Source organism: Xenorhabdus sp. SGI 60 (genome assembly GCF_056632175.1).
The window spans coordinates 2,810,710-2,834,436 of sequence record NZ_CP196860.1; the positions used below are offsets into that span (position 1 = coordinate 2,810,710).

Genomic DNA, 23,727 nt, shown 5'->3' on the forward strand with positions numbered 1-23,727 from the left:
AAAGAGGGGATCCCCCCAGATGACGACTCCCAGAAACATATTTAGCTATGTTCCCGGGAAATTGTTTATTTATGTCTCAACTCAGTTTGTTAACGCTTTATGACATAAAATATTATGTACATTCACTTATTGCATTACTTGAAATAAGTCTGACTTATTAGCGATTACATTTCCTTTAGTCAGAATTTTCACGCCCGCATAATCATCAATATTGCTGATAATCACAGGACTGACCATCGATTTGGCATGTGCATTTAAGTAATCAAGATCTAACTTCAATAGAGGATGCCCTATTTTCACTTGTTCCCCTTCTTCCACCAAACGTTCAAATCCTGTGCCATTCAGTGAGACTGTATCTATGCCGATATGAATAATGATCTCAATACCGCTATCCGTTTCAATACATACCGCATGGTTGGTATCAAATATCTTCACGACCTTACCCGCAACAGGAGCAAAAACAGTATCCGATGTGGGTCTTATGGCAATCCCATCACCGACTAATTTGCTGGAAAAGGCTTCATCAGGAACATCTTCCAATTTGACCAATTCACCTGTGACAGGAGCAATTAAAGTCAAAATAGGTTTACCTGCTTGCTTGTCCTCTTTTTCCACCAAAACATCGGTCTCAGACTTGAGAGTGACTTTTGCCGCTGCAACATAACCTTTTTTCAGGATTTCTTTCATCATACTGGATATCAATTCTGCACGTGTACCAATAATAATCTGGACACTCTGCTTATTCAGGCGGATAACACCTGTTGCACCAAGATGTTTTACCCATTGTTCATTGACCAGGCTAGAATCGTTCACTGATAAACGTAAGCGAGTAATACAAGAGTCAACACTCGTCAAGTTGCCTGAACCGCCAACAGCAGCAATGTATTGATGAGCTATTTCATGAATACTCCCCGCTGAATGACTCTCTTTTTTCGCCATATCGATATCATAACCATCAGTTTCATCCGTGGCCGATAACTCACGTCCTGGGGTCATCAAATTGAATTTTTTGATGGTGAAACGGAAGACAACATAGTAAAGGCAGAAGAATACCAAACCCTGCGGGATCAACATGTACCAGTGAACAGCCAGCGGATTACGGGAGGAAAGTAACATATCGACAAGCCCAGCACTAAAGCCAAAACCGGCAATCCAATGCATGGTAGCCGCGATGTAAACCGAAATCCCAGTCATGACGGCATGTAACACATAAAGTACTGGTGCAACAAACATGAACGAAAATTCAAGTGGCTCAGTTACGCCTGCAAAGAAAGACGCAAATGCCCCTGCCATCATAATACCAGCAACCTTGGCTCTATTTTCCGGACGGGCACAGTGGTAAATCGCCAATGCTGCCCCTGGCAAACCGAACATCATTATCGGGAAGAAACCCGCCTGATAACGACCAGTGATCCCCATGACAGCAGTGCCTGCTTCAATGGATTTCTGTCCACCAAGAAAGTTAGGAATATCATTGATACCAGCGACATCAAACCAAAATACGGAGTTCAGAGCATGGTGCAAACCAATCAATATCAACAGACGATTGAAGAAGGCATACAAACCCGCCCCAACAGAACCCAGATTGGTGATGCTTTCACCAAATGCTACCAGCCAGCCATAAACTACTGGCCAAATAAACATCAAGATGAAAGACACAACAATCATCAGGAAAGAGTTCAAGATAGGGACTAAACGACGGCCACTAAAGAAAGACAGTGCTTGTGGTAGCTCCACATTACTGTAACGATTATACAACTCAGCAGAAAAGACTCCCACCAAGATCCCAATAAATTGGTTATTAATCTTACCAAATGCTTTTGGGACTTCCTCAATCGGAATCCCCTGAATCATTGCCACCGCGGCCGGAGAACAGAGTTGCATGACAACAATAAATCCGATAAGCCCTGATAATGCAGCAGCGCCATCTTTATCTTTCGACATTCCATAGGCTATCCCAATCGCAAACAACATTCCCATATTGTTGAGAATGGCAGTACCTGACGTGATAAACAGTGCCGCCAACTCATTATCAGCCCCCCATCCCGTTGGATCAATCCAATAACCTACACCAACCAATATTGCCGCTGCGGGCAATGTTGCCACCGGCACCATTAATGCCCGGCCAATCCGTTGTAAGTAGCTCAGAATATTCACTTATGCCTCCTTAAAGCTCTGCTAATGGAGTCTTTTAGTTAATTAATGACGTTATGTCATCACTTATGTATTTATTGTTAAAACGTTTTTAGTCTAAAAAAAATATTTTTCATCGCAAATTAAATCCGTCTAATATGTGATTAAAGTCACTTGATTTGATAAATTTTTAATCAAAAATCTAGCTATCACGCAAAACTTATTTTATTATGAAAAATATGTATATTACATTGGATGCGACAAAACCCCACTTAGAACAAGGGCTATGTGTCGTCTTGTCACATTGCTATCACGCACCACTTTGATATCTTAAATATCATGTATATCGTACATAAATCTTCATTAACTTATTGAATATTTTTTAAGAGGTAATCATGAGGCTGATCCCCCTAACTACGGCAAGTGATGTTGGCCGATGGTCTGCTCACTATATTGTAAGTAGGATAAATGAGTTCAATCCCACGGCTGAATGCCCTTTCGTGCTTGGGCTTCCCACAGGCAGCACACCACTGGCAACTTACAAGGAACTTATTTCCCTGTATCAAGCCGGAAAAGTGAGCTTCAAGCATGTTGTGACATTTAATATGGATGAATACGTTGGTCTGCCGGAAGATCATCCTCAAAGCTACCATTCATTCATGTACCAAAATTTCTTTAATCACATTGATATTTCAAGAGAGAACATCAATTTGTTAAACGGAAATGCGGAAGATATTGATGTTGAGTGCCAACGTTACGAAAATAAGATCAAATCCTATGGCAAAATACATTTATTTATGGGTGGTGTCGGTAATGATGGGCATATTGCCTTTAATGAACCAGCATCTTCTCTTTCTTCACGTACACGAATTAAGACACTGACTATTGAGACGCGGACTGCCAATTCCCGTTTTTTCAATAATGAAATAGCGCAAGTTCCCAAATATGCATTAACCGTTGGTGTGGGTACTTTAATGGATGCTGAAGAAATTATGATTTTGGCAACCGGAATGAATAAAGCGCAAGCCCTGCAAGCCGCAGTAGAAGGGAATATCAACCATATGTGGACAATCAGTTGCCTCCAGATGCATCCAAAATCACTGATTGTCTGTGATGAACCCGCCACTATGGAACTGAAAGTAAAGACAATGAAGTATTTTCACCAGTTAGAGGCCGATATCGTTAATGAATTCGCCAGCTAAACTGATCTAGGAGTTAAGATATCAATGTATGCATTAACCAATGGCATTATTTATACCGGATATGACAGACTCGATAACCATGCAGTCATTATTGCAGATGGTTTGATTAAACAAGTCTGTCCGCTAAACGAGCTGCCAGAAGAGATTGAAAGACACGATTTATATGGCGCAAATCTCGCACCAGGATTTATTGATCTACAAGTGAACGGTTGTGGTGGAGTCCAGTTTAATGAACGGTTGGAAGATATTTCAGAAGAGACTCTGCATACTATGCAAAAAACCAACCAGCGCTACGGTTGTACCAGTTTCTTGCCTACCCTCATTACCAGCCCCGATGAATTAATGATAAAAGCCATTGAAGTGATGCGCACCTATCTGCAAAAAAACCCTAATCAGGCATTAGGGTTGCATCTGGAAGGACCTTATATCAATCCAATAAAAAAAGGAACGCATAATACCGCTTATATCCGCAAGCCCACCCCTGAAATGGTTAATTACCTATGCCAGAATGCTGATGTAATTACCAAGATCACCCTTGCTCCTGAAATGGTAGAAAGCCAATATATTCAGCAATTGGCCGAAGCGGGTATTACTGTTTCTGCTGGTCATTCTAATGCGACTTATGAAGAAGCTCGTTATGGCTTCCAGCATGGCATTACTTTCTCTACCCATTTATATAATGCCATGCCTGCGATTTCTGGCCGCCAGCCTGGGCTGGTGAGTGCCATTTATGATTCCCCAGAAGTCTATGCCGGCATAATCTGTGATGGAATGCATGTATCATGGCCAAATGTCCGCAATTCCAAGAGATTAAAAAATGAAAAGCTTATCCTGGTAACGGATGCCATTCTTCCTGCCGGGCTTGCTCCCGATGCCATAGAACAATTTACCTTTGCTAATAAAACAATATATTATCGAAATGGCTTATGTGTTGATGAAAATGGAACACTGAGCGGCTCATCAATCACAATGATTGATTGTGTCAAAAATAGTGTGGAGCATGTTGGTATTGCTTTGGATGAAACGTTGCGAATGGTGACGCTTTACCCAGCCCGCGCAATCGGTATTGATAAACACCTCGGTACGATTGAATCCGGCAAGGTAGCGAACCTGACCGCATTTACTCACGATTTCAAAATCTGCAAAACCATTGTTAACGGAAACAAAATCAAACTACCGTGAGTATAAAGACTGATGAGTAATGAAAACGCACAGAAGCAAATTGGTAATATCGATCTCGTCAAACAGCTAAATAGTGCTGTGGTCTATCGGCTGATTGATCAGCATGGACCAATATCACGCATCCAAATTGCAGAAGAGAGCCAACTTGCTCCTGCCAGCGTAACTAAAATTACTCGTCAGTTGTTGGAGCGCGGCCTGATAAAAGAAGTCGAACATCAGGCTTCCACCGGCGGAAGACGCGCAATCTCCATTATCACTGAGACACGCCATTTCCATACTATCGGAGTTCGGCTTGGGCGCCATGATGCAACGGTGGCGCTATTTGATATGAGCGGCAAAACGTTAGTAGAAACACATTATCCTGTGCAGGAAAATAGTCAGCAAGCAGTCGAGAGACGCATTATTTACGCCATTGAAAGTTTCATCGACAAAAACCAGCGCCGGATCCGTGAATTGATCGCCATTTCGATTATTCTTCCCGGCCTGGTTGATCCTGAACAAGGTATCATCCGCTATATGCCACACATTAAGGTAGATAACTGGCCTCTGGTTAAGAATCTCCAAGAACATTTCAATACCCCCTGCTTTATTGGGCATGATATCCGCTGCCTTGCATTGGCAGAAAATTATTTCGGTGCAACACGCGATTGTGAAGATTCCATTCTGGTACGCATCCATCGCGGTACAGGGGCTGGTGTCATTGTTAACAACAATATTTTGCTCAACAAACGCGGCAATCTGGGTGAAATAGGCCATATCCAAATCGATCCTCTCGGTGAACGCTGCCATTGCGGTAATTTTGGTTGTCTGGAAACTATCGCTTCCAATTCAGCAATCGAAGCTAAAGTACAGCAACAATTACGCCAAGGGTTCCCAAGCCAGCTTGCCTTGAATTGCAATATCCATGCAATTTGTCTTGCAGCCAATGCGGGTGATCCTCTGGCAACCGAAGTCATCAAGCAAGTAGGGCTTTATCTTGGCAAGGCTATCTCAATCGCGATTAACCTCTTTAACCCCCAGAAGGTGGTAATTGCCGGAGAAATCACGCAAGCAAAACAGGTATTACTCCCGACTATCAAAAGCAGTATCAATACCCAGGTATTAAAAGCATTCCGCGAAGACCTTCCTGTGGTGATTTCTGAGCTGAATCACTGTTCAGCAATTGGTGCATTCGCACTAACGAAACGTGCAATGCTTAATGGTGTACTGTTGCAACAGCTCCTTGGCGGATAATTTCAACCGTTTTAGCCGACTTTGTCGACAAAACGCTTATAAGACAAACAAACAAACGATTTTGCGCATATTTCTTTAAAAAAGCAGTTGACGCATCTGTCTGATATACGCATAATTCGCCCCGCACCGCCGATGAAGGCAAAGCGAAAAAAGATGGCTACGTAGCTCAGCTGGTTAGAGCACAGCACTCATAATGCTGGGGTCACAGGTTCGATTCCCGTCGTAGCCACCATCTTTTGCGGGAGTGGCGAAATTGGTAGACGCACCAGATTTAGGTTCTGGCGCCGCAAGGTGTGCGAGTTCAAGTCTCGCCTCCCGCACCATTTTCTTTATCGGGTTGTACTTAGAATGTGTTTTAGTAGCAGTTTTAAGTTTTAGTGTATTGTTTCAGGTGGGGTATCGCCAAGCGGTAAGGCACCAGGTTTTGATCCTGGCATGCCCTGGTTCGAATCCAGGTACCCCAGCCATTTAACTGGAACAATAAGTTAAAACGATATAAGGTTAACTGCGCATTCTGGGAATAACAAAGGCTGCATTGATAACACTCAGGTGGGGTATCGCCAAGCGGTAAGGCACCAGGTTTTGATCCTGGCATGCCCTGGTTCGAATCCAGGTACCCCAGCCATCTTACTGAGATTTATCAAAAATCTTACGTTTATCGTAAATGGCTACGTAGCTCAGCTGGTTAGAGCACAGCACTCATAATGCTGGGGTCACAGGTTCGATTCCCGTCGTAGCCACCATTTTAAAATTCAGTTGGGGTATCGCCAAGCGGTAAGGCACCGGATTCTGATTCCGGCATTCCCAGGTTCGAATCCTGGTACCCCAGCCAGATTTATCAATGTGTTATAACTAAAATGACATATTGAAAAAGAATATACAGATAGAATATTCTTTGATATACAAGCCACTATTAAAGGTGGTTTTTTTTGCATTTATCTCATAAAAATAAACTTTCCCGCCCTCTCACCAATTAGATAATCTAATAAATTTGGGTTTGTAATTTTATACAATTGAAATTATAGATCTACCTCCCCCCGCCTCAAATTCCTCCCCCAATAACCGACCAAATTTCCCCCAACTATCCCCATATCATTTCAAACTCACATTTTGCACATTTATTGAACTAACAATTTGTTGGATTTCAACGCGTTCAGCAGCCAGTCACCCGTTTTTGATGTACGAATCGGCCTATTGCGTATTTCATTAAACCTCGGTTTAACAGAACTGGGCTATCGAACCATCGGGAACGGGCCAAATCAGATCCCCGATATGTCGTTTTTTGCTGCCTCGTCAAATTCATTCCAATTACCAACCGGACATATGGTCGTTGTCGGTGATTTTACGGCGTCAGTTCCGCATTCCCATGACGGAGGCAGCGCATCGGCGGAATGGGTAGAATTTCCTGTGCCGTTCCCACGTTCGTGTAGTTGTGTGACGGGGGCATTTACAATTGGTGTCGGTATTGGTCCAATTTTTCACACCTGCGAATCCATGAATCCACGAGGATTTACGTTACGCGCGGGCGTTATGTCCCAAGATGCTGGCGTCATCTCTAAATTGAAATTCATGTACATAGCCGTGGGGGAATACTGATGAAAATACTATGGAGCGCTAAAAACAACGCATTTTTTTACGAATTCGATTTAGGACATTACGCGCGGGCCGGCTGGGATATATCAGATGTTATTCCTGTTTCTGAGCCGGTTTTTAAAACGTTTACGAATCCACCTCCGCGAAAAATACGTGTAGTTGGCCCTGACGGTTTACCCACATGGGAGGATGTTCCACCTCCTACACCCGAGCAGTTGCAACAACGGGCTGAGTCCCAAAAATCCTCATTGAGACAACAGGCAGATATTGCCATAGCCCCGTTGCAGGACGCTGTCGATTTAGACATGGCAACCGATGCCGAAAAATCCGCATTGACCGAATGGCGCAAGTATCGGGTGCTGCTCAATCGGGTGAATTGCACTACCGCCCCCGATATCCAATGGCCGGAACAGCCGAAATGAGTATAGGGGCTGCGTGCCCCTAAACACTATTTTGACTCAGCTAATTTTCGTTGTTGCTGATTCCAAATAGAATTTTCTGGCATTTGTACCCGAACAGAAATATATCGACCAACAGGAATATCAATCGGGTCGCCGTCAGCATAACCCTCGCGTACATTTCTGGCAAATACAGGAGCGTCTGAATGCTCACGGTGGTAGGTCATGATTTTGATAGAACCGTCCGGTAATACCGTGTAGTTAACCCAAATTAACGGCAATTTATTTTTGCACAGGGGTATTTCGACACCGCCATCAACCCCGCCCCATGCGGCATCGGCATTGAATCCCAGCACGTTTTTGATGAGGTAAACGCCCTCTGATAAACGTTCAACGATTGCGCCTTCGGACTCATCGTTAGTTTCGAATGCGCCAGTGTCTGTAATTTTGATGATGGGGGAGGCTGATTTTAGGTAACCATCAACAACGGTAATATTTTTCGTTGTGATAAACTCGATTTTATCATCCCATTTTCCCCACCGTTTTCGGCGGTAATATAGCGGAATTCCGCCCAACTCCCCACCAATAATGATAACGTGATCATCATCCCCATATAGGGCGGCTGCTACCTGTGTGTGATTATTACTCCATGATATCGGCGCACCATTATTACAATAGAAAAAACCCGTCGTTCGAATTTGGTCAAACCCGGATACGTATTCATCACTGGACACTAATTTTCGCCAGTTTCCCCACTTTTTTTTCACACGGTAACGACACGCCAGCCCCGTATGATCCACCTGAATTTGAGCAATCATACCCGTGGAATCGTCCCCACCCCCGCGCGTCATCACCATAATCGGGGCATACGCGTTCCAGAAATTTTTACCGAATTCACCTGCACCTGCGTACCATCCAGACTCATTTAATGCATTTGCGTCAGTAAAATTCCGACCTGCAGCTGCCCCCACGCCATAATCACCCTGCGCCAGCGCTCCCACATCACCAGCATTCAACGTAACATCACCTGTGAGCGGTTTGTTATTGATTTTTCGGCTAGTACGCACCGCATCCGATAAACCGAGGTTTTTTACAAACTCCGCTGGGTTCGGAATGTCTGCGCCGTTCCGGGATTTTTCGAGCCGGTTGTTTAGGGCGTCGGTTGTGGATTTTGCAATACCAATTGCATCTACAAACAGCATCCACTCATTTTGCGACTTATCCGGTTGTTGACCTCTAGTTTGTCGTTTAGCTGTATAGAATTGTCCTGCGTGTTGCACTACAGCATATTGTGGATAATCTACAGATGCATCCCACTCAGAAATTCCGCGTTGGGATAAATACATCAGCCATTGATCGGTGCGTTTGCTGATGGCATTAAACCATTCCATCGGTGGTTTTCCTGCCGTGCGATCAATGGTGACCCCCCAGCCACGTAGAACGTCAGGAAATGTTTCTATTTCCCCTGTTTTTGCATCATTGGCAAATATTTTGTAATCGGGTTTATTGATGATTGACATTGATAATCCTCGTAAATTGACCGTCGCCAAAACCGAAAGCATGGCTATCATTTTCCCAACCGAAGGGGCGGTCACTGTTAATAACAACAAATTGGTAGCGCACACCAATAGGCCGACTCAGGATGTCGAGTTTTAAAATGGCGTGTAATCGAAATGGAGTCAGGTAATTAGCAGGAACAACAACATTCATTGTCATGTCATAGTTATCGATGACAAATGAATATTCCCCTAATAAGTGTTGTAGTGAATGTGTAATTCCTTCAATGGTCGGTCGCTGGAAATTTTTGATAATTTTTGCTCGGATAAAAAAACGATAATCCGAATCATCCAATCTGACGGATTTCTGTAATGAGTCACCATAGCGATAAAATAGCCCATTATTAAATCCTAACGCGCCAGCAATACCCAGCCAACCAAAATAATCTTTTGGTACAAATGATTTCATTGTCCTACCAATTCCTACATGGCGACCAATGAGATCTAATCCATACCCAACTGATTTATCGATATCCAATATTTCGGCTAATTTTACGGCTGACTGGTAAACTATTTTGCTCTCAGAAAATAAAAGCTCGACGGTTTGTCGAGCCTTCGGCTTTCCTCTGTATTGCCAGATCAGAAAATCTTCGGGTTTTTTATTCAATCAACACCTCCACATTTTCAGGTTTAATGCGAGCGCATTGCCTAACTCCTATAGTGGCTATGTCTGAGCGATTGACTGTGATTGATTTGATGTAAAAACCAGAAATAGAATTAACGTTACATGTTAACCGCATAGCATATACTGATTCACCAATAGCAAATTCAGTAGTAGCCAGTGATTTTTTAATACCGTCAGTATCGATATCCTGAAATCCGTTTATGCGGTCAATGATAACTCTTACCTTGATATCAACCATCTCAGCGCGGTCGAATTTTACCGTTCTCACCGCACCTGAGTAGTCACATGAATATGAGATAGCTCCCATTAGGCCACATCCACCCACTTTCTTTTTCAGGATGGTGAGCGCAATATCTTCGTCACGCCCTCCAATCACGACCGCATTCATAGAGTGAGGAGGAACACCCTGTTTGTCTGTCTGGTTAGTGTAATTCTCATAAACTCGCACTTGTTTTACATCTGGCAGGTCAAGCAGTGCCGCCTCTATTCCCTGTCTGTCGTCATGATTGTTGATGGAGTGTGAACGCATAAACCGTTTCAAGAAGTTGCCATCTGTTTCCTCTTCACTGCCAGATTTAGCCTCTTTGGTTGTGATAATTTTTTCAATACCAACAATCACTGTAACAAGTTGTAGCTCTTGCTGGGCTTGCAGACTAAATGCGCCCAGTTCCTGACTGCGCAGAATGACGCGAGCTGAGCCGTTGTTATCTAACTTCGCCTCATTGAGAACTATCCATTTGATGCGGTTATTATCTGTGAGCACAGTGTCTTTAGGAACAATAACGCCAGTAGCACCCGTCATCACCACATCATCCAGATAGCTGAACTCAGCACCACGACGAACTAGTCCAGCATACATAGCCCGCTGTTCCAGCCATGCGCCCGTTGCGTTGTAGGGATCTAACATCTGTGCAATAAATGTAATGACCTGATTGATGTTGGCTAATTCCTGAGAGAATAACCCCACCATCTGACCATCAGGAGAGTCGGCATCCAGATTAATATCCTCACCGTAGATGCGTTTAAAACCTGTTTCTAGCCGTTTGTGAATGTCGGAAAGCTGATCAATGATAATGCCTGTTTCAGTAATCTGGAGCATTGCTACTGACCTCGTTTTTATTTCCGTAGATATCGATATAGGTAATCTCTACCAATGATTTACGACTATCTGCATCGATTTTGATATCAAAATACGTAATTTCCGCTACTCCCTCAGTATTCAGGACGGTTATTTTTAATTCTGATTCCATCGCCATCAGGTTAGGATTTTTACGCAGATAATCGAACCATCTCACACCATGATCGGGATCGAGAAACCAGTCATTGTGCAGGGATAACAACCGAGTTTTTACTGACTGTGCTATTGCCTCTGATTTTGTGGCGTAATCATTGCGACCATTACCGAATATCCAATCGTGATTATCATCTAATCGCCTCACTCTCATTTGTTTGGCCTCCCTGTATTGCCGCCGTGTGAGTCTGGATGCGTGTGCGTTTCAACATCGACGCCACCACCAATTACACGCATCGCCTTGATTGTGCCGCTTGATTCACTGTTACCCTTGGTCTGATTCCAATTTCCAGATTGTTCATGGTTTCCGGTTTGTTTGCTGTTACCGAGATGCTCAATGTCACCCAGAATAGTGATCTTTCCCTGCGTCATGCGAATAAATGTTGAGCCGTCATCGGTCTGCATGGAGGCGCCACCACTGAAATAAGAGGGAATTTTTTTAGGTTGACTGCATACGCCAGGGATAAATGACGCATCGGAATAGTCGTGCAATCGTGCATCCAGTGGGACAGATTTATTACCCGTTGAATACCAACCATCAATGCAGCGTTCTGAGAATATCGCCAATCCCTCATCGCCGGATGTCACAGGTACAGTGAAACAGAATCCACCTGCTCGCGGGAACTGGACAACAACATCCACCAGCGGTGGCAATTCTAGTACCTCGCCATTGTGCAATATTTGGTTAATCATTAGTTCGATTGTGGCGGTGTGACCGTTAAATGAGATAACTCGGGCAGGTAAGGCGGTATGGATATCAAGGCGCTCGTTTTCCGCTTTTCTATCCATAACATCAAGCAGTGTTGGGTTTTTCATCGCTCTTTTTCTCCACCTTCTGAAATTTCCCACCGATACAGGTGATTTTGGTTGTCCAGCCATCACTCATGAAATCGCCGGAGTGTTCTAGTGCAGTGATTTTGTAATCACCGTTATACTCAGGAATAATTGACTGAACCCGAACCAGTCCGCCGATCCGCATAATGGGATTTAACCGACAGCTCACCGACAGACCATCATCGGTTTTTTCTGGCCCGTCAATCATTCCAGTTTCCTGAGACAGCACAAATCCCTCGTTATCGGCTACGATTTTGCTTTTGGGTAACACAGTCATATTCCCATCCTGTACTGACCAGTCAGCGCCATTGTTACGGGCGATTTTGTGCATAATGTCGCGGGCGTTCCCTGTCAGAACTTTGCCACGCGGCAATGCTCTATCTTTGGGTAAATCAATCACGCCATTACCAACCCTCATTGATTTAGTGGCCTCAGCTAAAATACTGGCATCGGTAGCGCCTGCTGCCAGCGTTTTATTGACCGGTGCGCCCGTGTACGCCTCGTAACCGTCACCGCATGTCAACTGAATAATGAAATCCAAACCGTCCCGTTGAGTTATTGCCTCAATGATGTCACCCATATAGATGATACGTAGCTCCTCGTAACCGACTGACAAACTGACGCGGTTATAAATTCGACTGATAATTAAATTGCGGTGTGAGGGATTGAGGTTATAGACACGGATTGTGGCCGGATTTGGTTCGCTACCAATGGTTTTAGATATTTCGAAGGCGACTCTCAGATTGGTGATTTCAATAGATTCTTTAGTGTTACCGATACTTAGTTTAAGTTGTCGTCCGAATTGCCTCATTCCACGCCTCTTTATCGACAAAATATATTTTTAGCCGCCCACCCAGCTCATTACGCTGGACTGAATTAATCTCCAATCCAGAACCGTCATGCATTAATATGATGAACGGCAGATTTTTAGTGAATAATGCGGGGCTATTTACCGTAATGCCGTATCGCTGGGCGATGTATTGATCTGTATTGGTATCCAATAAATCAAATTGCCAGCCGTTAGAAATGGGGTTGAAATACAGGGTGAATCGCAGGTTCATATCAAACAAGGTAAATGACTGCTCTTGGGTTTCTTCGATTGAAACGGGTATTTCGTATATCATCAGTCACCCCCGAAGAGCCACTCAAGCATGGATTTTTCATCTACTTTCTTCGGCTGCGTCTTACCCATATTCTTCTTTTTCTTCGCAATCTTTTTCAGATTGGGGTGTAATCCTTGAGCGGTTTGTGTCTCCACAATGAAAATTTCACGCAGTGTCAGACTAAATTCAGCCGAACCATCATTCATCTGGGTAACGCCAATACTGACTAACATCATGTTCTTATACTGTTTTAGGCCAGTTTGAACTGTGATTGTTTCACCTTTCTTTTGTAGGTTAAGCAAGTCGTTATATGTTTTACCTATCCTATCCAGTGTCTGTGAATTGTCATTGGCTCGTCCCTGATATTTAGGCAACCACGGTGCTATAGCTCGATCCGCTTGCTCCATCATGGATTCCGCTGTAGATATGTAACGATTTACCATCGACTCAGCTTGTCTGGTCATAGCTCTAATTTCGATAGGAACAGGAAACCGATCTATCGTAGATAAATCCAATCCTATCAACTCCCTGAAATGCTGAGGGGGTTGATAACCAACCATTATCCCTACTAGCGTAATTTCTTTTGGTTCCAGAATGGCATGGTCAGCAATTGCCGCCCCAGATTCGATGGGGTTCTCAGTAATACGTAAATTTGAGTTGTGATTTTCAATGACTACACAGTCAAATTGAAACTCTCCAATAGAGCGTGTTATTACCGAGGCTGTTGTGGTATTAAAACCGCTGAGTAAATCCATACTAGGCTCCAATAAAAAAAGCTCCGTAGTGGAGCTTTGCAAGCCATTCTTGGCTTGGTGTTAGAATACATTCATTGGCAGTGAAAGCAGGTTTTCAATGTAAAAACCATATCGTCTTGCTACCCCATTAATGATCCCCTGCGGCGTCTCAGTTCCACCAGTAAAAGTTTCAGTTTTATCGAGATGCTTGTCGTAAACTTCCATCTTGATAATGTATCTGAAATTAGGAGGTTGAGGTTTTTTCTTTTTAACCTCACCCGTAGTCCAATACTCATAGAGAACATCATCGCATTCATCCTGATAGCGGATAACTTTATCCCTGATCGATGCTTTAACTTTATTGGGGCTGATAGTCGCTAACCAGCCAGCAAGTTTGCGAAGGGCGAGGCACTGCATTTCTCTCTTTTTACCATCCGCGGCAACTATAACGATTTCCGTTACAGTTGATTTAAATCTTTGCTTTAGTTTCTCTAATTGAGACTGCCACGCTAAACCCATGCCATCGACAATCGGTTTCATTGGAACATACGGCTCACCGTTATAGTTAACGACATAGAGATCTGAACCATGAAATGGAACGTTAATGGTTTTACAAGACGTATTAACTGGTATACTTAACATGTTTACTTCCTTTAAGCTTGGGTAAACGTTGTATAAGAAGCCCCTGACTATTGCCGTAGTTGGGGGCTTCGCCGTTTTAGGACGACAATATTTATTACGTAATTGTAACGTTTTGTAAAGGTAATCAACCGTGAATTGCGAGACGCCTCGAATATTCAACCATTTACACACGTATTAAGAGTAAATGCATATTGTTATCACTAGCAATCACTGTTAAATTGGCTAATTCTGTTGAATAGATCAGTATTTGATCGCAATTCTTAAGCTACTTCTACACCGTGAATCATGCCGCTGAATTTCTATCCGTAATGGAAAATCTTCCCATCTTAGGATGATGCCACTGTGAACCACGTTGCTCTGCTTCTTTTGTCATCTGGTTTAGTGCTTTTTCGAATGACTCTTCATGCACTACTGACATTTGGATGACCTGTCCACCCGGCGCAACATGAGGAACTTTCTTGTGAGGAACCGACCAAGCCATGACAAGCTGTCTGCTTTTCGCATCACTTAGCCCATAAGTCGCCCTCAGATAGCTGTATCCCTGATATCCTTGCGGGATAGTACCTTGTTTTATTTGCTCGACGTCTTGTTCTACAGCAGAAATGCGTTTTTCATTACGAGCGGCATTACTGGCAATGGCGGCGATCATTTCCATCTCTGATAACTGTAGCTGTGCTGAGCCAGACTCAAGAGCAAACCAGCGGTCAATTACTGCCGCACGGCGGACAACGTCATAACCGGTGATAAGAATTTCTGTATGGCGGCGATCAAGCTGGAATTCAGAGACATACCCGCGATAGTCGATAACAGCAATTACGCCATCAACTAGAGTAACTTGTTGATTTTTATGATGGTTGAAATTCCAACCATCTTTTTTTATTTCATACAGCTGTGTAAGCATATTCCAAATATCGACGTGAACATTTTTTACCTCTTTCCCTGTTAGTTCCGCGATCTCACGACTTGACATAGTGACAGCTTGTTCAGTAGATGCTAAAATTTTCATAGCGTTACTTTCCTCGTAAAAATTTAACGTTGTTGAAGCCCCGATGGTTGCAGCCGTTGGGGTTTCGCTTTTATTAGGACTCATGCTGCATCTTCTCTATCAATCCATACGCCTTTTTTAACTGATAAATAACTTCAGTATTGAATTGTCGACTCTCTTTCTCTCCGTTCTTCTGAATAGCCTTACAAATCTCCTCAGGGAACCGAATCTTGCGCTGGTACATATCTTTTGCTTTCTGCACTTTGGCCTTCCTCTTTTATTGTCACACCGTGGGGTATAACTTAATTGTCACACCGTGCGTCATTGAAGTCAACCCCACCGTGCGGCATAATTTTAAAATTAGTTATTTGACTACAACCGGAATTCATTATGAGCAGAGAAGATCCGCAATTACGCATTAGGCTTCCCATTGAATTAAAAGAAAAAATAGAGGAAACAGCAAAGGCGAACTCTCGTTCTATGAATGCAGAAATCGTTCAGCGCCTTGATGTCAGTTTTTTGAATGAGCCAGCGGCTGATGAACTCATTTCAGCCAAAGACGCTATTCACATAATTAGCAATGCAAAAGACGAGTTATCTAAAGTAATATTCAAAAGGACTGTTGCCGAGATCAATCGAGGAATTCGTATTGGACATAAAATATTCTCAATCGATCTTGATAACTTAGACCTTGAGGGGCTTAGTGAGAGCGATTTTGTATCTGTATTTCAGAAAACTTTCAATGAGTTAGAGAGGTTAGGGTACGTAGTCCCAGACAATGCTTGGGATGTAAGTGGTTTTTTAGTTAAGATTCCCGGCACCGATTAAATAAGTACTGTACTTACAAAAAAGCCCCGTAAGGGGCTTACTTCTTCTCATTCATCTTCTCATCCATCGCGATGATTTCTTTGGCGGTTTTACCGCCAATCAGTTTGTTGATTATCCTGACCCTTTCATCTTCATTGTCTGTTATCATGTTTGCAGCCATTGCCACATTCACAGTAGCCTTTTTAAATTTAGCAGCCTCTTCACCTTGAAGGGATTTGTAAATAGCTTGCGTCGAAGATTTTATGGCTTCACGGTTTGAGCCATCTATTGTAAGTTCCTTTTCATCACAACCTACCAAAAAAATAGCCAGCATAATTGGTAACAACAGTTTTTGCATGATAATTCCCTTAATGTGAAGTTGATGCAATTAAATCACTTAGATGCTACAACCAGAAGCAAACATTAGCCAACATTAGCCAACTCCGTTAGTTAACATTCCTTTTGTATTATAGCCCGCATTTTTCAACGCCTTATTAAAACCGTCATTGGCATAGTTAGCTGCTTTCTCCGGTGATGGTGTTGTAATGTGCTGGGTAACGCTCACATCTCCCTGGCGGATTGTTGTCTGACTACTGTTGTTATTGGTGGTAACGTTGGCGATAGACTGTCCTATCATTCCGCCATTACCTGCGTTAATACTGGATTGAATGTCAGATAAAGAAACATTGTCATTGTCATTGTCATATCCCATGCTATTTTCAGCTTCGGTTTTATTAAAGCCAAAAAAATCTTTCACTGCTTTAATCTTAGCTACGACCTTGTCGTAATATTCCATGACCCAATCCAGCGCCGCTTTGAATGGTTTCTTGATCAACTCCTTCACATCTGAAAACCGCTTACCGATACCATCAACAAACTTACTGACATCTTTCTCGTTCAGTCCGAACAGTCCCAGAACAAATTTGAATGCTGCCTTAAAGGGTGCTGTTATTAAGTCGAGAAGCAGGTCAAACACTTTACCAAGCTTCTCTGTCCATGTGGTTGAATCATCGGAGAATATGTCATAAAGCCCTTTAACTAGTTTGAATGCTGCCCTAAACGGGTAAGTGATCCAATACCAGACGGTGTCGAATATTTCGCCCAGCTTATCAACGAACTGGTTAGCATCCCGCTCACTCATACCAAACTGCCGGAGGATATACCTAAAGCCATCCCTGAACAGCCGCTTAATCTCCTGCCATGTTTTGGCTATCGTTTTCCATAAATTACCAAACGTAGATTCGCCTGTTGTAATCCATCGGTACAGATCATATAAGACGTAGATAAGACCAACTATAAGGGCTACCACTAACCCTATGGGGTTCATCAGCAATGCACGACCGAACCAGAGAAAGGCTTTCCCTGCGGACATGGCGAGTTTTGCAACTGAGGTCAGAGGGAAAAACAGCCACGTAAGCGCCTTAGCAAATCCGCCTACGCCTTTTGTGACTGCCAGAAACATATTGGTGTTAAACATCACTCCCAGCATACCGCTGAGCAGTTTGATGGAATTTTTCATCTCACCGGAGAGACTGTCCCACCACGATTTAACATCCTTAATCCACTTGATGCAGACACCCCAGAAATTACCGAACAACGAATCACCGCCATCAAGGTAGACCATCAGGTCATCCAGTAATAGTAATACTCCTGCGATAGCGGCAATGACCCATGTGACAGGATTAGTGATAAACGCCATGATCATACCGCGCTTCACTATCGCCAATACGCCCGCCAGTACCAGTAAAGCATTCTTCCAGCCAATCGTCCCAGAGATGACCTTATCAACTGCCCTCACCGAGTTAGTGATAACCTGAATGACCTTGCCGCCTGCTTTAATAACGCCGGTTAACCCTTTGGTGATGAGTTCCTTGTTTGAGGCTATCCAGTCATTGAACTTCTTCACAATGGCGGTCAGGGACGGTACGAGGTTCAGGGCAATCTTGGTCTTAATTGATTGAATCGCTAGTCCCGTTTTCTTCATTGCCTCCTGATATTCATCGGCTTGTGCCAGTTCCTGTTTTGAAATGTCATACAGCAAGCCTTTCTGTTCGGCCAACTCTTTCGCACCCGCCAGAGATTCATTGATAAACCCCATCACTTTAGCTGTCGCCATACCAACAACAGCAGTGACACCTACAGCTAGTAATTTGAGTTTATTTAACGAGCCTTGAACTTCCTCCGCCTTCTGCCCTGCTTCTTCCAGATTATCGGAGGCATTATCGCCGATATCATCCAGATTTTGGTTAATCCGGTTCGCTTCCTGCGCGGCCTGTGTCGCGGCTGCGGAGAGGGCAATAATGAGATCCTTGATTTTCTCAGCCTGGGTAGTATCGACGCCGATACTAACGAGCAGCTCTTCTATCTGCATCATTTGCCCTCTTTTGGGATAGCAACTCTTCAGCGTAGGCTTCATGAAAATCAAGCACGTCTGATAGGGTTGCTGTGGTTCTTAGTTCATGCCCTGTATAGGGGCCGTGTAGAATTGGCGTCATCTTTAGCCAATCCACATCAGAGTGGCTTACTTGCTGAGGATCGCTGAGAGATTGATATTTTTCGCAGATGCGACCCCAGCGGGCAAAAAATCCGCAAAATGGAATTTCAGTCCGTCAAAAATCAACTGGAAGTAATGCGAGCGGTGAGTATTAAAGTGGCTGTTAAACACATCCGGTTTTTGCAGCAAAAGGGTTTCTCCTTTTTCATCCGTTGCCGTGACGTACTTCAACACGAATTGCTCAACACCCTGCATTTCCGGTGAGCCAATATTGGCCGCAATCGCCCCGATATCAATATCAACATTATCCCCTTTGGTAGAAATACAGCCTTTAAGCAGGCCAATTAATTTCAAAGCGTGATTTTTGGCTTCAATAAAATTGCTCTGGCGGTGCTCGTAAGTGATGTTATCGATGTTCATTAGTTATACAGTCCTTTCTTGAGGTTCATGGTTGAGCGGGTGGCTTTTAGTGTCCACGTGACGCCGTTATGTGCGGTTCCGCGTGCAATTGTGGGCGGAGTGGTAAAGTAACAACTGTCCAGCATAATCTCGTCGCCATTCATCGTGTCTTTATAGTAAATATGCAGTGGCGAGAAGGCTTTTGGTGTATTGATCTGGATATTACGCAGTTTATTTAGGTACTCGTTGTCTGCACTGTGTTGGAGTAGCTTGATGGTGATAATCATTCCCTGATTACACGTGGCAACGAATACCCCATTGCCATTGACTCCATATGTGATATCACCATCATCACCAACTGGTGCAATGGATAGCGCATCTGCCGCGTTTTCAAACCCTGAAATCTCATAACCGGAAACGGTCAGGATTGCCTGTGAATGGTTATAGTGAGCCATTTTCGCTCCTTAGCGGTTGAATTGGATAAGCAGATCGACGGAGTGAATCGCTCCGGCTAATTTAATTGCGCACATAATCGGCATGGCCTTACGTGATTCGCGGTCAGCCAGTGATTGCAGGTCGTAGCTGTCAGAATAGAAATAGAACCCCTCGTCCAGCCTGTCACCATAGGTCAGTTCACCGATATCATTTCCGCGCCAGAGTCCACCTGCCAGAAATCCATTACGCACGAACTCATTACCAATGACGGTCAGAGCACCGATCAACATGGCTTGCCCCTTATCTGTCTGTGGTATTTTGGTTGGGTTAGCCTGTAATGTTGTAAATGCCTGTTTCTGGCACGCATCCAAAAACGCATCAAGACCTACAGTTTCATCAATGAATACGCCGCCCAGCATAACGCCCTCAGCAATCATAGATACACCGTCATAATCGGTATAAAAATTGACGCCCAGACGACGGCATTTTTCAGCATCTGATAAAGTTATCCGGTCATCAGAACGGACAGCCGTTTGCTGTTTGAATTTGACGGTCTTCGCGGAGTTCTGCGCATTCCAGTTAGTCGAGAGTGAAATACCCAACAGCGAAACGGCGGCATGATCATTACCCGTTTTGTTGTATTCCACCATCAGACGACCGGAGTTTTTGTCGTAGAGTTTTTTCAGGATGTTTTCGTTATTCCAGTCAAGCAACTCATCACGTAGTGCTGTGTATGCGCCAACTTTCATATCAGCCGCAGCAATCCATGTGTGCATATCATCCAATTGTTCATCGGTAATGGCATCAGCAAAATATACACCGTACCAGTCCTGATAGACGTTCTGGAGCTTATGTAATGCTTCTGAAGGTAATTCTTGCTCGATGCTGACAGCGACTTTACCTATAACAATGGTGGCCTGTCCGTCTTGTAATTTCAGCAGATTACCGATATAGGTTCCGGTATTTGGATCTGTGACATAACCCAACTTAGTTGCCGGATACGCCCCTGCCGTTTGTGCCTGAATAATGACACGATGACCTGTTGTATCCCAAGTGACCGTCAGGTTGTTGTTTTCAGGCAGCGCTTTTTGCAGCACAGTTGCGATATCCGTAAAATCAATGGCCTTACTGAAATCCAGACCAGAAAGCGGAATTATCTTACTTCCGACATTCAGTTTCATTGAGCCATCAGTGATAGCCTTGAATGCGTTGATGCCCACTGAAATAGTAGAGCCTTTCAACGCATTGGCTGTCGCAGGAATTTCCTGTTTTGTCTTGGCCCATCGACCAATTAAGGCGCGTTTTGGAGTCGGGCGAACAGAGAAAAGTGACAATGCCGCTTTATAAGTTTCTGACTGTGTACCAAATAAATTGGCGACACCCTGAGCACCGGACACAATGACATAACGTGTCGTATCATCCGTAAACGCATTCCCGATTTCAGGGGTGAAAATGGCAATCATGCTCAAATCACGACGACGCGCCGCCATTGCCTGCGGCATAATCTGAGCATTGACCACCTCTTTAATAGATAAGCTCATTGCTAATCCTCATAGACAGTAATATCAACCGTTTTCGCCTGATTCATTGGCGTTTCTATCCGGTGGATATGGGAGAGAGTTAAATCAATCTGCGCTCTTTGCTCTTTACCCCCAGCAATGGCGGTTGGCAGGTTGCGGATCTGGGATTTCCTGACCAACCCAGCGCCCAGGCTAGTAAGCAGGGATTGTGCGTAGCTGGTTCTGAGAACAGAGGCGAATTTTTCAATAATGAGATAGGCATTTTTGCCGAAGGCATTAACAGAGATAAGGGTTTCGCGAGTGACGGTGATAATTTCAATTTCTTCCCTTGCGTCGAATTTATATTCTTCGCCCATCATTTCCGAGGTTACCCGATTTACAGTGATGAACGACTGCATATTAGACACGTCAGTTTCACCGTCAGCATCTAAAACCTGAGTTTCAGGTAATTTCAAAACCGCCGCTATCATCTGTCTGACTGCCCTCATATCGAGTTGCGAGAGAGTCGTAGTATCCATAGTCGTTCCAACGCGCGTTAGTGATAATTCGCCAACGGTGACCATTCCAAAAGAGAAGGTCTTTTACTTCCACTTCTTCTTGCGTCAACACCTTAATGGTAGGGTTATACCGATCACCTTCCGGCAGGATCTGCAAATCTTCCGTTCCAACAGGAAAAATGACACACACCAGATTTCGTACCTTGCCCTCCGGTGAGGTGAATACCTGCTCTTGCCGAAAGAACTCATCATCGAAAATATCATCGACAAAGTTATTCATCCTCACGCACCTCATAGGTAATCGACTGGACTAATTGCCCGGTGTCAATCAGTGGCTTAGAAGAACCTTTGCGCTCGATAGTTTTCGGATTCAGAGCGGGATCAATGCCTGCCTGAATTTTCCGCTTAACTTCGCCTGCCATTTTTCCGCCAACCAACGCAAACGGCGCTGTTTTATCACCGTCCGTCAATAGCGTTTCACGGATACTATTAGCCAATAAATTCGCCGCCTTCTCCTTGTTTTCGTCCACGGTTGAACGCAAAAAAGAGCGTTCGGGAATATGCCCCGGCACACCGAATTCATGAGCTGCGGCAATTTCCGCATTACTCATGCCGGTTTCATTATTCCGTTGGTTCTTTGATGCAGGAACGCCGACATAAACGCGAACTTTCTCCATTTCGCGCAATTTGGCTTCTAAAGATTTAAGTGCCGCCCCGTTAAAATTGCCAGAGTTTCTAATCATCGCACCACCAACATATGCCGGGAGACTAATTTTCGCAGGCGCAAATACTCCTGCCCGTAGGTACTGGATGCATAACCCTCATGGTTAGCCGTGAATCCCGCATCAGGCGCAGAATAGCCGATGGATAATCCACCAGCTGATTTACTCATCGCTATCTGTACGGGTTTTCCGTTGTTGTTACCGCTGCGGGTTAATGTACCAGAGACATAGAGGAGGTGAGCGGCTAGTGCCTGCTGCCCTTGCTCATAGAGCTTGCCCCACACTTTCCTGCTCATTTGATTGGCAGTGTCCTGTAGGGCTATTTCAATGCGTGATTTATCGACTTTGGCAAATTCGGGGTAACGGGTGAGAAATTCCATGCTACCTCCTGTGGTTATGAGCTTTTGTAATCGACATATATGAACCTGTCGAGCTTACGAATAATAGCTCCGGTAAATTGCGCTTCCAGCGGCACTTCCCAGCTCAATGAGGAACGCTGGAACACAGAACCCGTTGTTGGTGCACGCGCCCAGTCAGTAAATATTGTGTCTTCTTTATTGGTATAGACGCAGGCACGGTTAGCTCCTTTTGTACCAATACCCTGAGCAAATCCCATTGGTACGCCAATGATATTGATCTCTGTTTGGGCGAATTCACGCAGTGCCTCTTTAATCGCTGCTAGTGCGTTAATATTAGTCGCGCCATTGGTGATGGAGGCATCATAAAGGCCAGAAAGTGTCAATAAATCCATGCTGTCAATTGCGATAGTGTCTGGCATGACTATCTGGTCACTGGCGTTATACCCTAGCTTAATCAGATTAATGAACCATGCCCGCGCCTCAGCACCTGACATCGCGGAAATAGGCTTCTGTTTGGTCATATCTTCGATGTTAACCACAGGGTTGTTCATCATTCCTGTCACATCCCGACGACGAGCATGACCAATCAGTGCTGTTTTCTGGATAGTACGCAGGCAAACACCACGCAAGTTTTCCAGTTTGGTAGTATCTAGCTGAATACCGAATCGCTTTGCGCGTTCAACACCGAGCGAGGTATACACAACACCTTTCGCCCAGTCGATGTAGCCCATCTTTTTACCTTCGATGTGAACATCTTCCAGTTCAATAGATGTAGTGCTCTCATCAACTAGGCCGTTATCCAGATCTTGCGTTCCTTTCTCCTGACCGTACAGTACATCAGTGGTCTGTACGTTGCCTTTCTGGGTGATGGTCATGAACTTACCCAGTTGAACGTCTGGGTATTCCTGTTTCTCGAAGGTATTATCAAACTCGATCGCCGCCTGCTCTAGCGTGTCTTGAATATCTACTGTTTCCATTGTCAT

28 protein-coding genes, 6 tRNA genes and 1 pseudogene are annotated in these 23,727 nt (G+C 44.2%); 12 read left to right on the forward strand and 23 right to left on the reverse strand.

What is annotated here, in order from left to right; translation table 11 throughout:
• Window positions 1-126 precede the first annotated feature (126 nt).
• Window positions 127-2,157 carry an N-acetylglucosamine-specific PTS transporter subunit IIBC gene (gene nagE / locus ACSJJG_RS12880; RefSeq protein ID WP_189758081.1) on the reverse strand — a complete coding sequence of 677 codons (2,031 nt, stop codon included), beginning with the start codon at window positions 2,155-2,157 and terminating at the stop codon, window positions 127-129.
• A 371-nt stretch (window positions 2,158-2,528) separates the two neighbouring features.
• Here nagE and nagB point away from each other — a divergent pair, with 371 nt between their 5' ends.
• From nagB to ACSJJG_RS12935, 11 genes are all read left to right on the forward strand, one after another.
• Window positions 2,529-3,335: a glucosamine-6-phosphate deaminase gene (gene nagB, locus ACSJJG_RS12885; RefSeq protein ID WP_481089625.1), complete on the forward strand. Its 807-nt coding sequence runs from the start codon at window positions 2,529-2,531 to the stop codon at window positions 3,333-3,335.
• A gap of 24 nt (window positions 3,336-3,359) precedes the next feature.
• The gene (gene nagA, locus ACSJJG_RS12890) at window positions 3,360-4,517 is read left to right on the forward strand and encodes an N-acetylglucosamine-6-phosphate deacetylase (protein ID WP_481089626.1); all 1,158 of its coding nucleotides are present in this window, start codon (window positions 3,360-3,362) and stop codon (window positions 4,515-4,517) included.
• A 12-nt stretch (window positions 4,518-4,529) separates the two neighbouring features.
• Window positions 4,530-5,750 (forward strand): DNA-binding transcriptional regulator NagC, encoded by a 1,221-nt coding sequence (gene nagC / locus ACSJJG_RS12895; protein ID WP_481089627.1) that lies wholly within the window; start codon window positions 4,530-4,532, stop codon window positions 5,748-5,750.
• A 155-nt stretch (window positions 5,751-5,905) separates the two neighbouring features.
• A tRNA-Met gene (locus ACSJJG_RS12900) sits at window positions 5,906-5,982 on the forward strand.
• Window positions 5,983-5,988: 6 nt separating this feature from the next.
• Window positions 5,989-6,073: transfer RNA gene (locus tag ACSJJG_RS12905), tRNA-Leu, on the forward strand.
• 69 nt (window positions 6,074-6,142) lie between these two features.
• Window positions 6,143-6,217, forward strand: a tRNA-Gln gene (locus ACSJJG_RS12910).
• Between the two features lie 83 nt (window positions 6,218-6,300).
• Window positions 6,301-6,375, forward strand: a tRNA-Gln gene (locus ACSJJG_RS12915).
• 41 nt (window positions 6,376-6,416) lie between these two features.
• A tRNA-Met gene (locus ACSJJG_RS12920) sits at window positions 6,417-6,493 on the forward strand.
• A gap of 14 nt (window positions 6,494-6,507) precedes the next feature.
• Window positions 6,508-6,582 (forward strand) — tRNA-Gln (locus tag ACSJJG_RS12925).
• A gap of 302 nt (window positions 6,583-6,884) precedes the next feature.
• Window positions 6,885-7,346 carry a hypothetical protein gene (locus tag ACSJJG_RS12930; RefSeq protein ID WP_282892752.1) on the forward strand — a complete coding sequence of 154 codons (462 nt, stop codon included), beginning with the start codon at window positions 6,885-6,887 and terminating at the stop codon, window positions 7,344-7,346.
• Complete coding sequence (locus ACSJJG_RS12935; protein WP_189760254.1) at window positions 7,346-7,765, forward strand: tail fiber assembly protein; 420 nt, start codon at window positions 7,346-7,348, stop codon at window positions 7,763-7,765. The genes ACSJJG_RS12930 and ACSJJG_RS12935 overlap by 1 nt, the downstream gene beginning before the upstream one ends.
• 26 nt (window positions 7,766-7,791) lie before the next feature.
• Here the strand turns inward: ACSJJG_RS12935 and ACSJJG_RS12940 are convergent, their stop codons facing one another.
• From ACSJJG_RS12940 to ACSJJG_RS12990, 11 genes and pseudogenes are all read right to left on the reverse strand, one after another.
• The gene (locus ACSJJG_RS12940) at window positions 7,792-9,261 is read right to left on the reverse strand and encodes a phage tail fiber protein (protein WP_282892751.1); all 1,470 of its coding nucleotides are present in this window, start codon (window positions 9,259-9,261) and stop codon (window positions 7,792-7,794) included.
• Window positions 9,245-9,904 carry a DUF2612 domain-containing protein gene (locus ACSJJG_RS12945; RefSeq protein ID WP_189760253.1) on the reverse strand — a complete coding sequence of 220 codons (660 nt, stop codon included), beginning with the start codon at window positions 9,902-9,904 and terminating at the stop codon, window positions 9,245-9,247. The genes ACSJJG_RS12940 and ACSJJG_RS12945 overlap by 17 nt, the downstream gene beginning before the upstream one ends.
• Window positions 9,897-11,021 (reverse strand): baseplate J/gp47 family protein, encoded by a 1,125-nt coding sequence (locus ACSJJG_RS12950; RefSeq protein ID WP_189760252.1) that lies wholly within the window; start codon window positions 11,019-11,021, stop codon window positions 9,897-9,899. The genes ACSJJG_RS12945 and ACSJJG_RS12950 overlap by 8 nt, the downstream gene beginning before the upstream one ends.
• Window positions 11,005-11,367, reverse strand: coding sequence for a contractile injection system sheath initiator (locus ACSJJG_RS12955; RefSeq protein ID WP_189760251.1), 363 nt, complete (start codon window positions 11,365-11,367; stop codon window positions 11,005-11,007). The genes ACSJJG_RS12950 and ACSJJG_RS12955 overlap by 17 nt, the downstream gene beginning before the upstream one ends.
• Entirely contained in the window at window positions 11,364-12,029 is a 666-nt protein-coding gene (locus ACSJJG_RS12960) for a Gp138 family membrane-puncturing spike protein (protein ID WP_189760250.1), read from the reverse strand. The genes ACSJJG_RS12955 and ACSJJG_RS12960 overlap by 4 nt, the downstream gene beginning before the upstream one ends.
• Window positions 12,007-12,858 carry a phage protein gene (locus tag ACSJJG_RS12965; protein WP_189760249.1) on the reverse strand — a complete coding sequence of 284 codons (852 nt, stop codon included), beginning with the start codon at window positions 12,856-12,858 and terminating at the stop codon, window positions 12,007-12,009. Before ACSJJG_RS12965 ends, ACSJJG_RS12960 begins: the two co-directional genes overlap by 23 nt.
• Entirely contained in the window at window positions 12,833-13,171 is a 339-nt protein-coding gene (locus ACSJJG_RS12970) for a phage baseplate plug family protein (protein WP_189760248.1), read from the reverse strand. The genes ACSJJG_RS12965 and ACSJJG_RS12970 overlap by 26 nt, the downstream gene beginning before the upstream one ends.
• Window positions 13,171-13,905 carry a phage baseplate protein gene (locus tag ACSJJG_RS12975; RefSeq protein ID WP_189760247.1) on the reverse strand — a complete coding sequence of 245 codons (735 nt, stop codon included), beginning with the start codon at window positions 13,903-13,905 and terminating at the stop codon, window positions 13,171-13,173. Before ACSJJG_RS12975 ends, ACSJJG_RS12970 begins: the two co-directional genes overlap by 1 nt.
• Window positions 13,906-14,154: 249 nt before the next feature.
• Window positions 14,155-14,526, reverse strand: a pseudogene (locus tag ACSJJG_RS12980) (phage antirepressor N-terminal domain-containing protein); the annotation flags it as partial.
• 283 nt (window positions 14,527-14,809) lie between these two features.
• Window positions 14,810-15,616, reverse strand: coding sequence for a Rha family transcriptional regulator (locus tag ACSJJG_RS12985; protein ID WP_223281752.1), 807 nt, complete (start codon window positions 15,614-15,616; stop codon window positions 14,810-14,812).
• A complete protein-coding gene (locus ACSJJG_RS12990) occupies window positions 15,606-15,773 on the reverse strand; it encodes an Arc family DNA binding domain-containing protein (RefSeq protein ID WP_189760244.1) in 168 nt (55 codons plus the stop codon). The genes ACSJJG_RS12985 and ACSJJG_RS12990 overlap by 11 nt, the downstream gene beginning before the upstream one ends.
• 128 nt (window positions 15,774-15,901) lie before the next feature.
• On the opposite strand from ACSJJG_RS12990, the gene ACSJJG_RS12995 reads away from it, so the two are divergent.
• The gene (locus tag ACSJJG_RS12995; protein WP_189760243.1) at window positions 15,902-16,339 is read left to right on the forward strand and encodes an Arc family DNA-binding protein; all 438 of its coding nucleotides are present in this window, start codon (window positions 15,902-15,904) and stop codon (window positions 16,337-16,339) included.
• Window positions 16,340-16,376: 37 nt separating this feature from the next.
• On the opposite strand, the gene ACSJJG_RS13000 is transcribed toward ACSJJG_RS12995, so the two are convergent.
• The 11 genes from ACSJJG_RS13000 to ACSJJG_RS13050 form a co-directional block, all read right to left on the reverse strand.
• A complete protein-coding gene (locus tag ACSJJG_RS13000) occupies window positions 16,377-16,676 on the reverse strand; it encodes a DUF6694 family lipoprotein (RefSeq protein WP_189760242.1) in 300 nt (99 codons plus the stop codon).
• Between the two features lie 75 nt (window positions 16,677-16,751).
• The gene (locus ACSJJG_RS13005; RefSeq protein WP_223281751.1) at window positions 16,752-18,692 is read right to left on the reverse strand and encodes a hypothetical protein; all 1,941 of its coding nucleotides are present in this window, start codon (window positions 18,690-18,692) and stop codon (window positions 16,752-16,754) included.
• On the reverse strand, window positions 18,664-18,813 hold the full coding sequence (locus ACSJJG_RS13010; protein WP_189760241.1) for a hypothetical protein: 150 nt from the start codon (window positions 18,811-18,813) through the stop codon (window positions 18,664-18,666). Before ACSJJG_RS13010 ends, ACSJJG_RS13005 begins: the two co-directional genes overlap by 29 nt.
• A 26-nt stretch (window positions 18,814-18,839) precedes the next feature.
• A complete protein-coding gene (locus tag ACSJJG_RS13015) occupies window positions 18,840-19,232 on the reverse strand; it encodes a phage tail assembly chaperone (RefSeq protein WP_189760240.1) in 393 nt (130 codons plus the stop codon).
• Window positions 19,232-19,666, reverse strand: a complete 435-nt coding sequence (locus ACSJJG_RS13020) for a tail tube family protein (protein ID WP_189760239.1) — start codon at window positions 19,664-19,666, stop codon at window positions 19,232-19,234. The genes ACSJJG_RS13015 and ACSJJG_RS13020 overlap by 1 nt, the downstream gene beginning before the upstream one ends.
• Before the next feature lie 9 nt (window positions 19,667-19,675).
• On the reverse strand, window positions 19,676-21,187 hold the full coding sequence (locus ACSJJG_RS13025) for a DUF3383 domain-containing protein (RefSeq protein WP_189760238.1): 1,512 nt from the start codon (window positions 21,185-21,187) through the stop codon (window positions 19,676-19,678).
• 2 nt (window positions 21,188-21,189) lie between these two features.
• Window positions 21,190-21,636: a phage neck terminator protein gene (locus ACSJJG_RS13030; protein ID WP_282892750.1), complete on the reverse strand. Its 447-nt coding sequence runs from the start codon at window positions 21,634-21,636 to the stop codon at window positions 21,190-21,192.
• Window positions 21,608-21,943, reverse strand: coding sequence for a hypothetical protein (locus ACSJJG_RS13035; protein WP_223281749.1), 336 nt, complete (start codon window positions 21,941-21,943; stop codon window positions 21,608-21,610). The genes ACSJJG_RS13030 and ACSJJG_RS13035 overlap by 29 nt, the downstream gene beginning before the upstream one ends.
• Window positions 21,936-22,406, reverse strand: coding sequence for a phage virion morphogenesis protein (locus ACSJJG_RS13040; protein WP_189760236.1), 471 nt, complete (start codon window positions 22,404-22,406; stop codon window positions 21,936-21,938). Before ACSJJG_RS13040 ends, ACSJJG_RS13035 begins: the two co-directional genes overlap by 8 nt.
• Window positions 22,403-22,765 carry a DUF4054 domain-containing protein gene (locus tag ACSJJG_RS13045; RefSeq protein WP_189760235.1) on the reverse strand — a complete coding sequence of 121 codons (363 nt, stop codon included), beginning with the start codon at window positions 22,763-22,765 and terminating at the stop codon, window positions 22,403-22,405. The genes ACSJJG_RS13040 and ACSJJG_RS13045 overlap by 4 nt, the downstream gene beginning before the upstream one ends.
• Window positions 22,766-22,779: 14 nt before the next feature.
• Window positions 22,780-23,727 carry a major capsid family protein gene (locus ACSJJG_RS13050; RefSeq protein ID WP_223281748.1) on the reverse strand — a complete coding sequence of 316 codons (948 nt, stop codon included), beginning with the start codon at window positions 23,725-23,727 and terminating at the stop codon, window positions 22,780-22,782.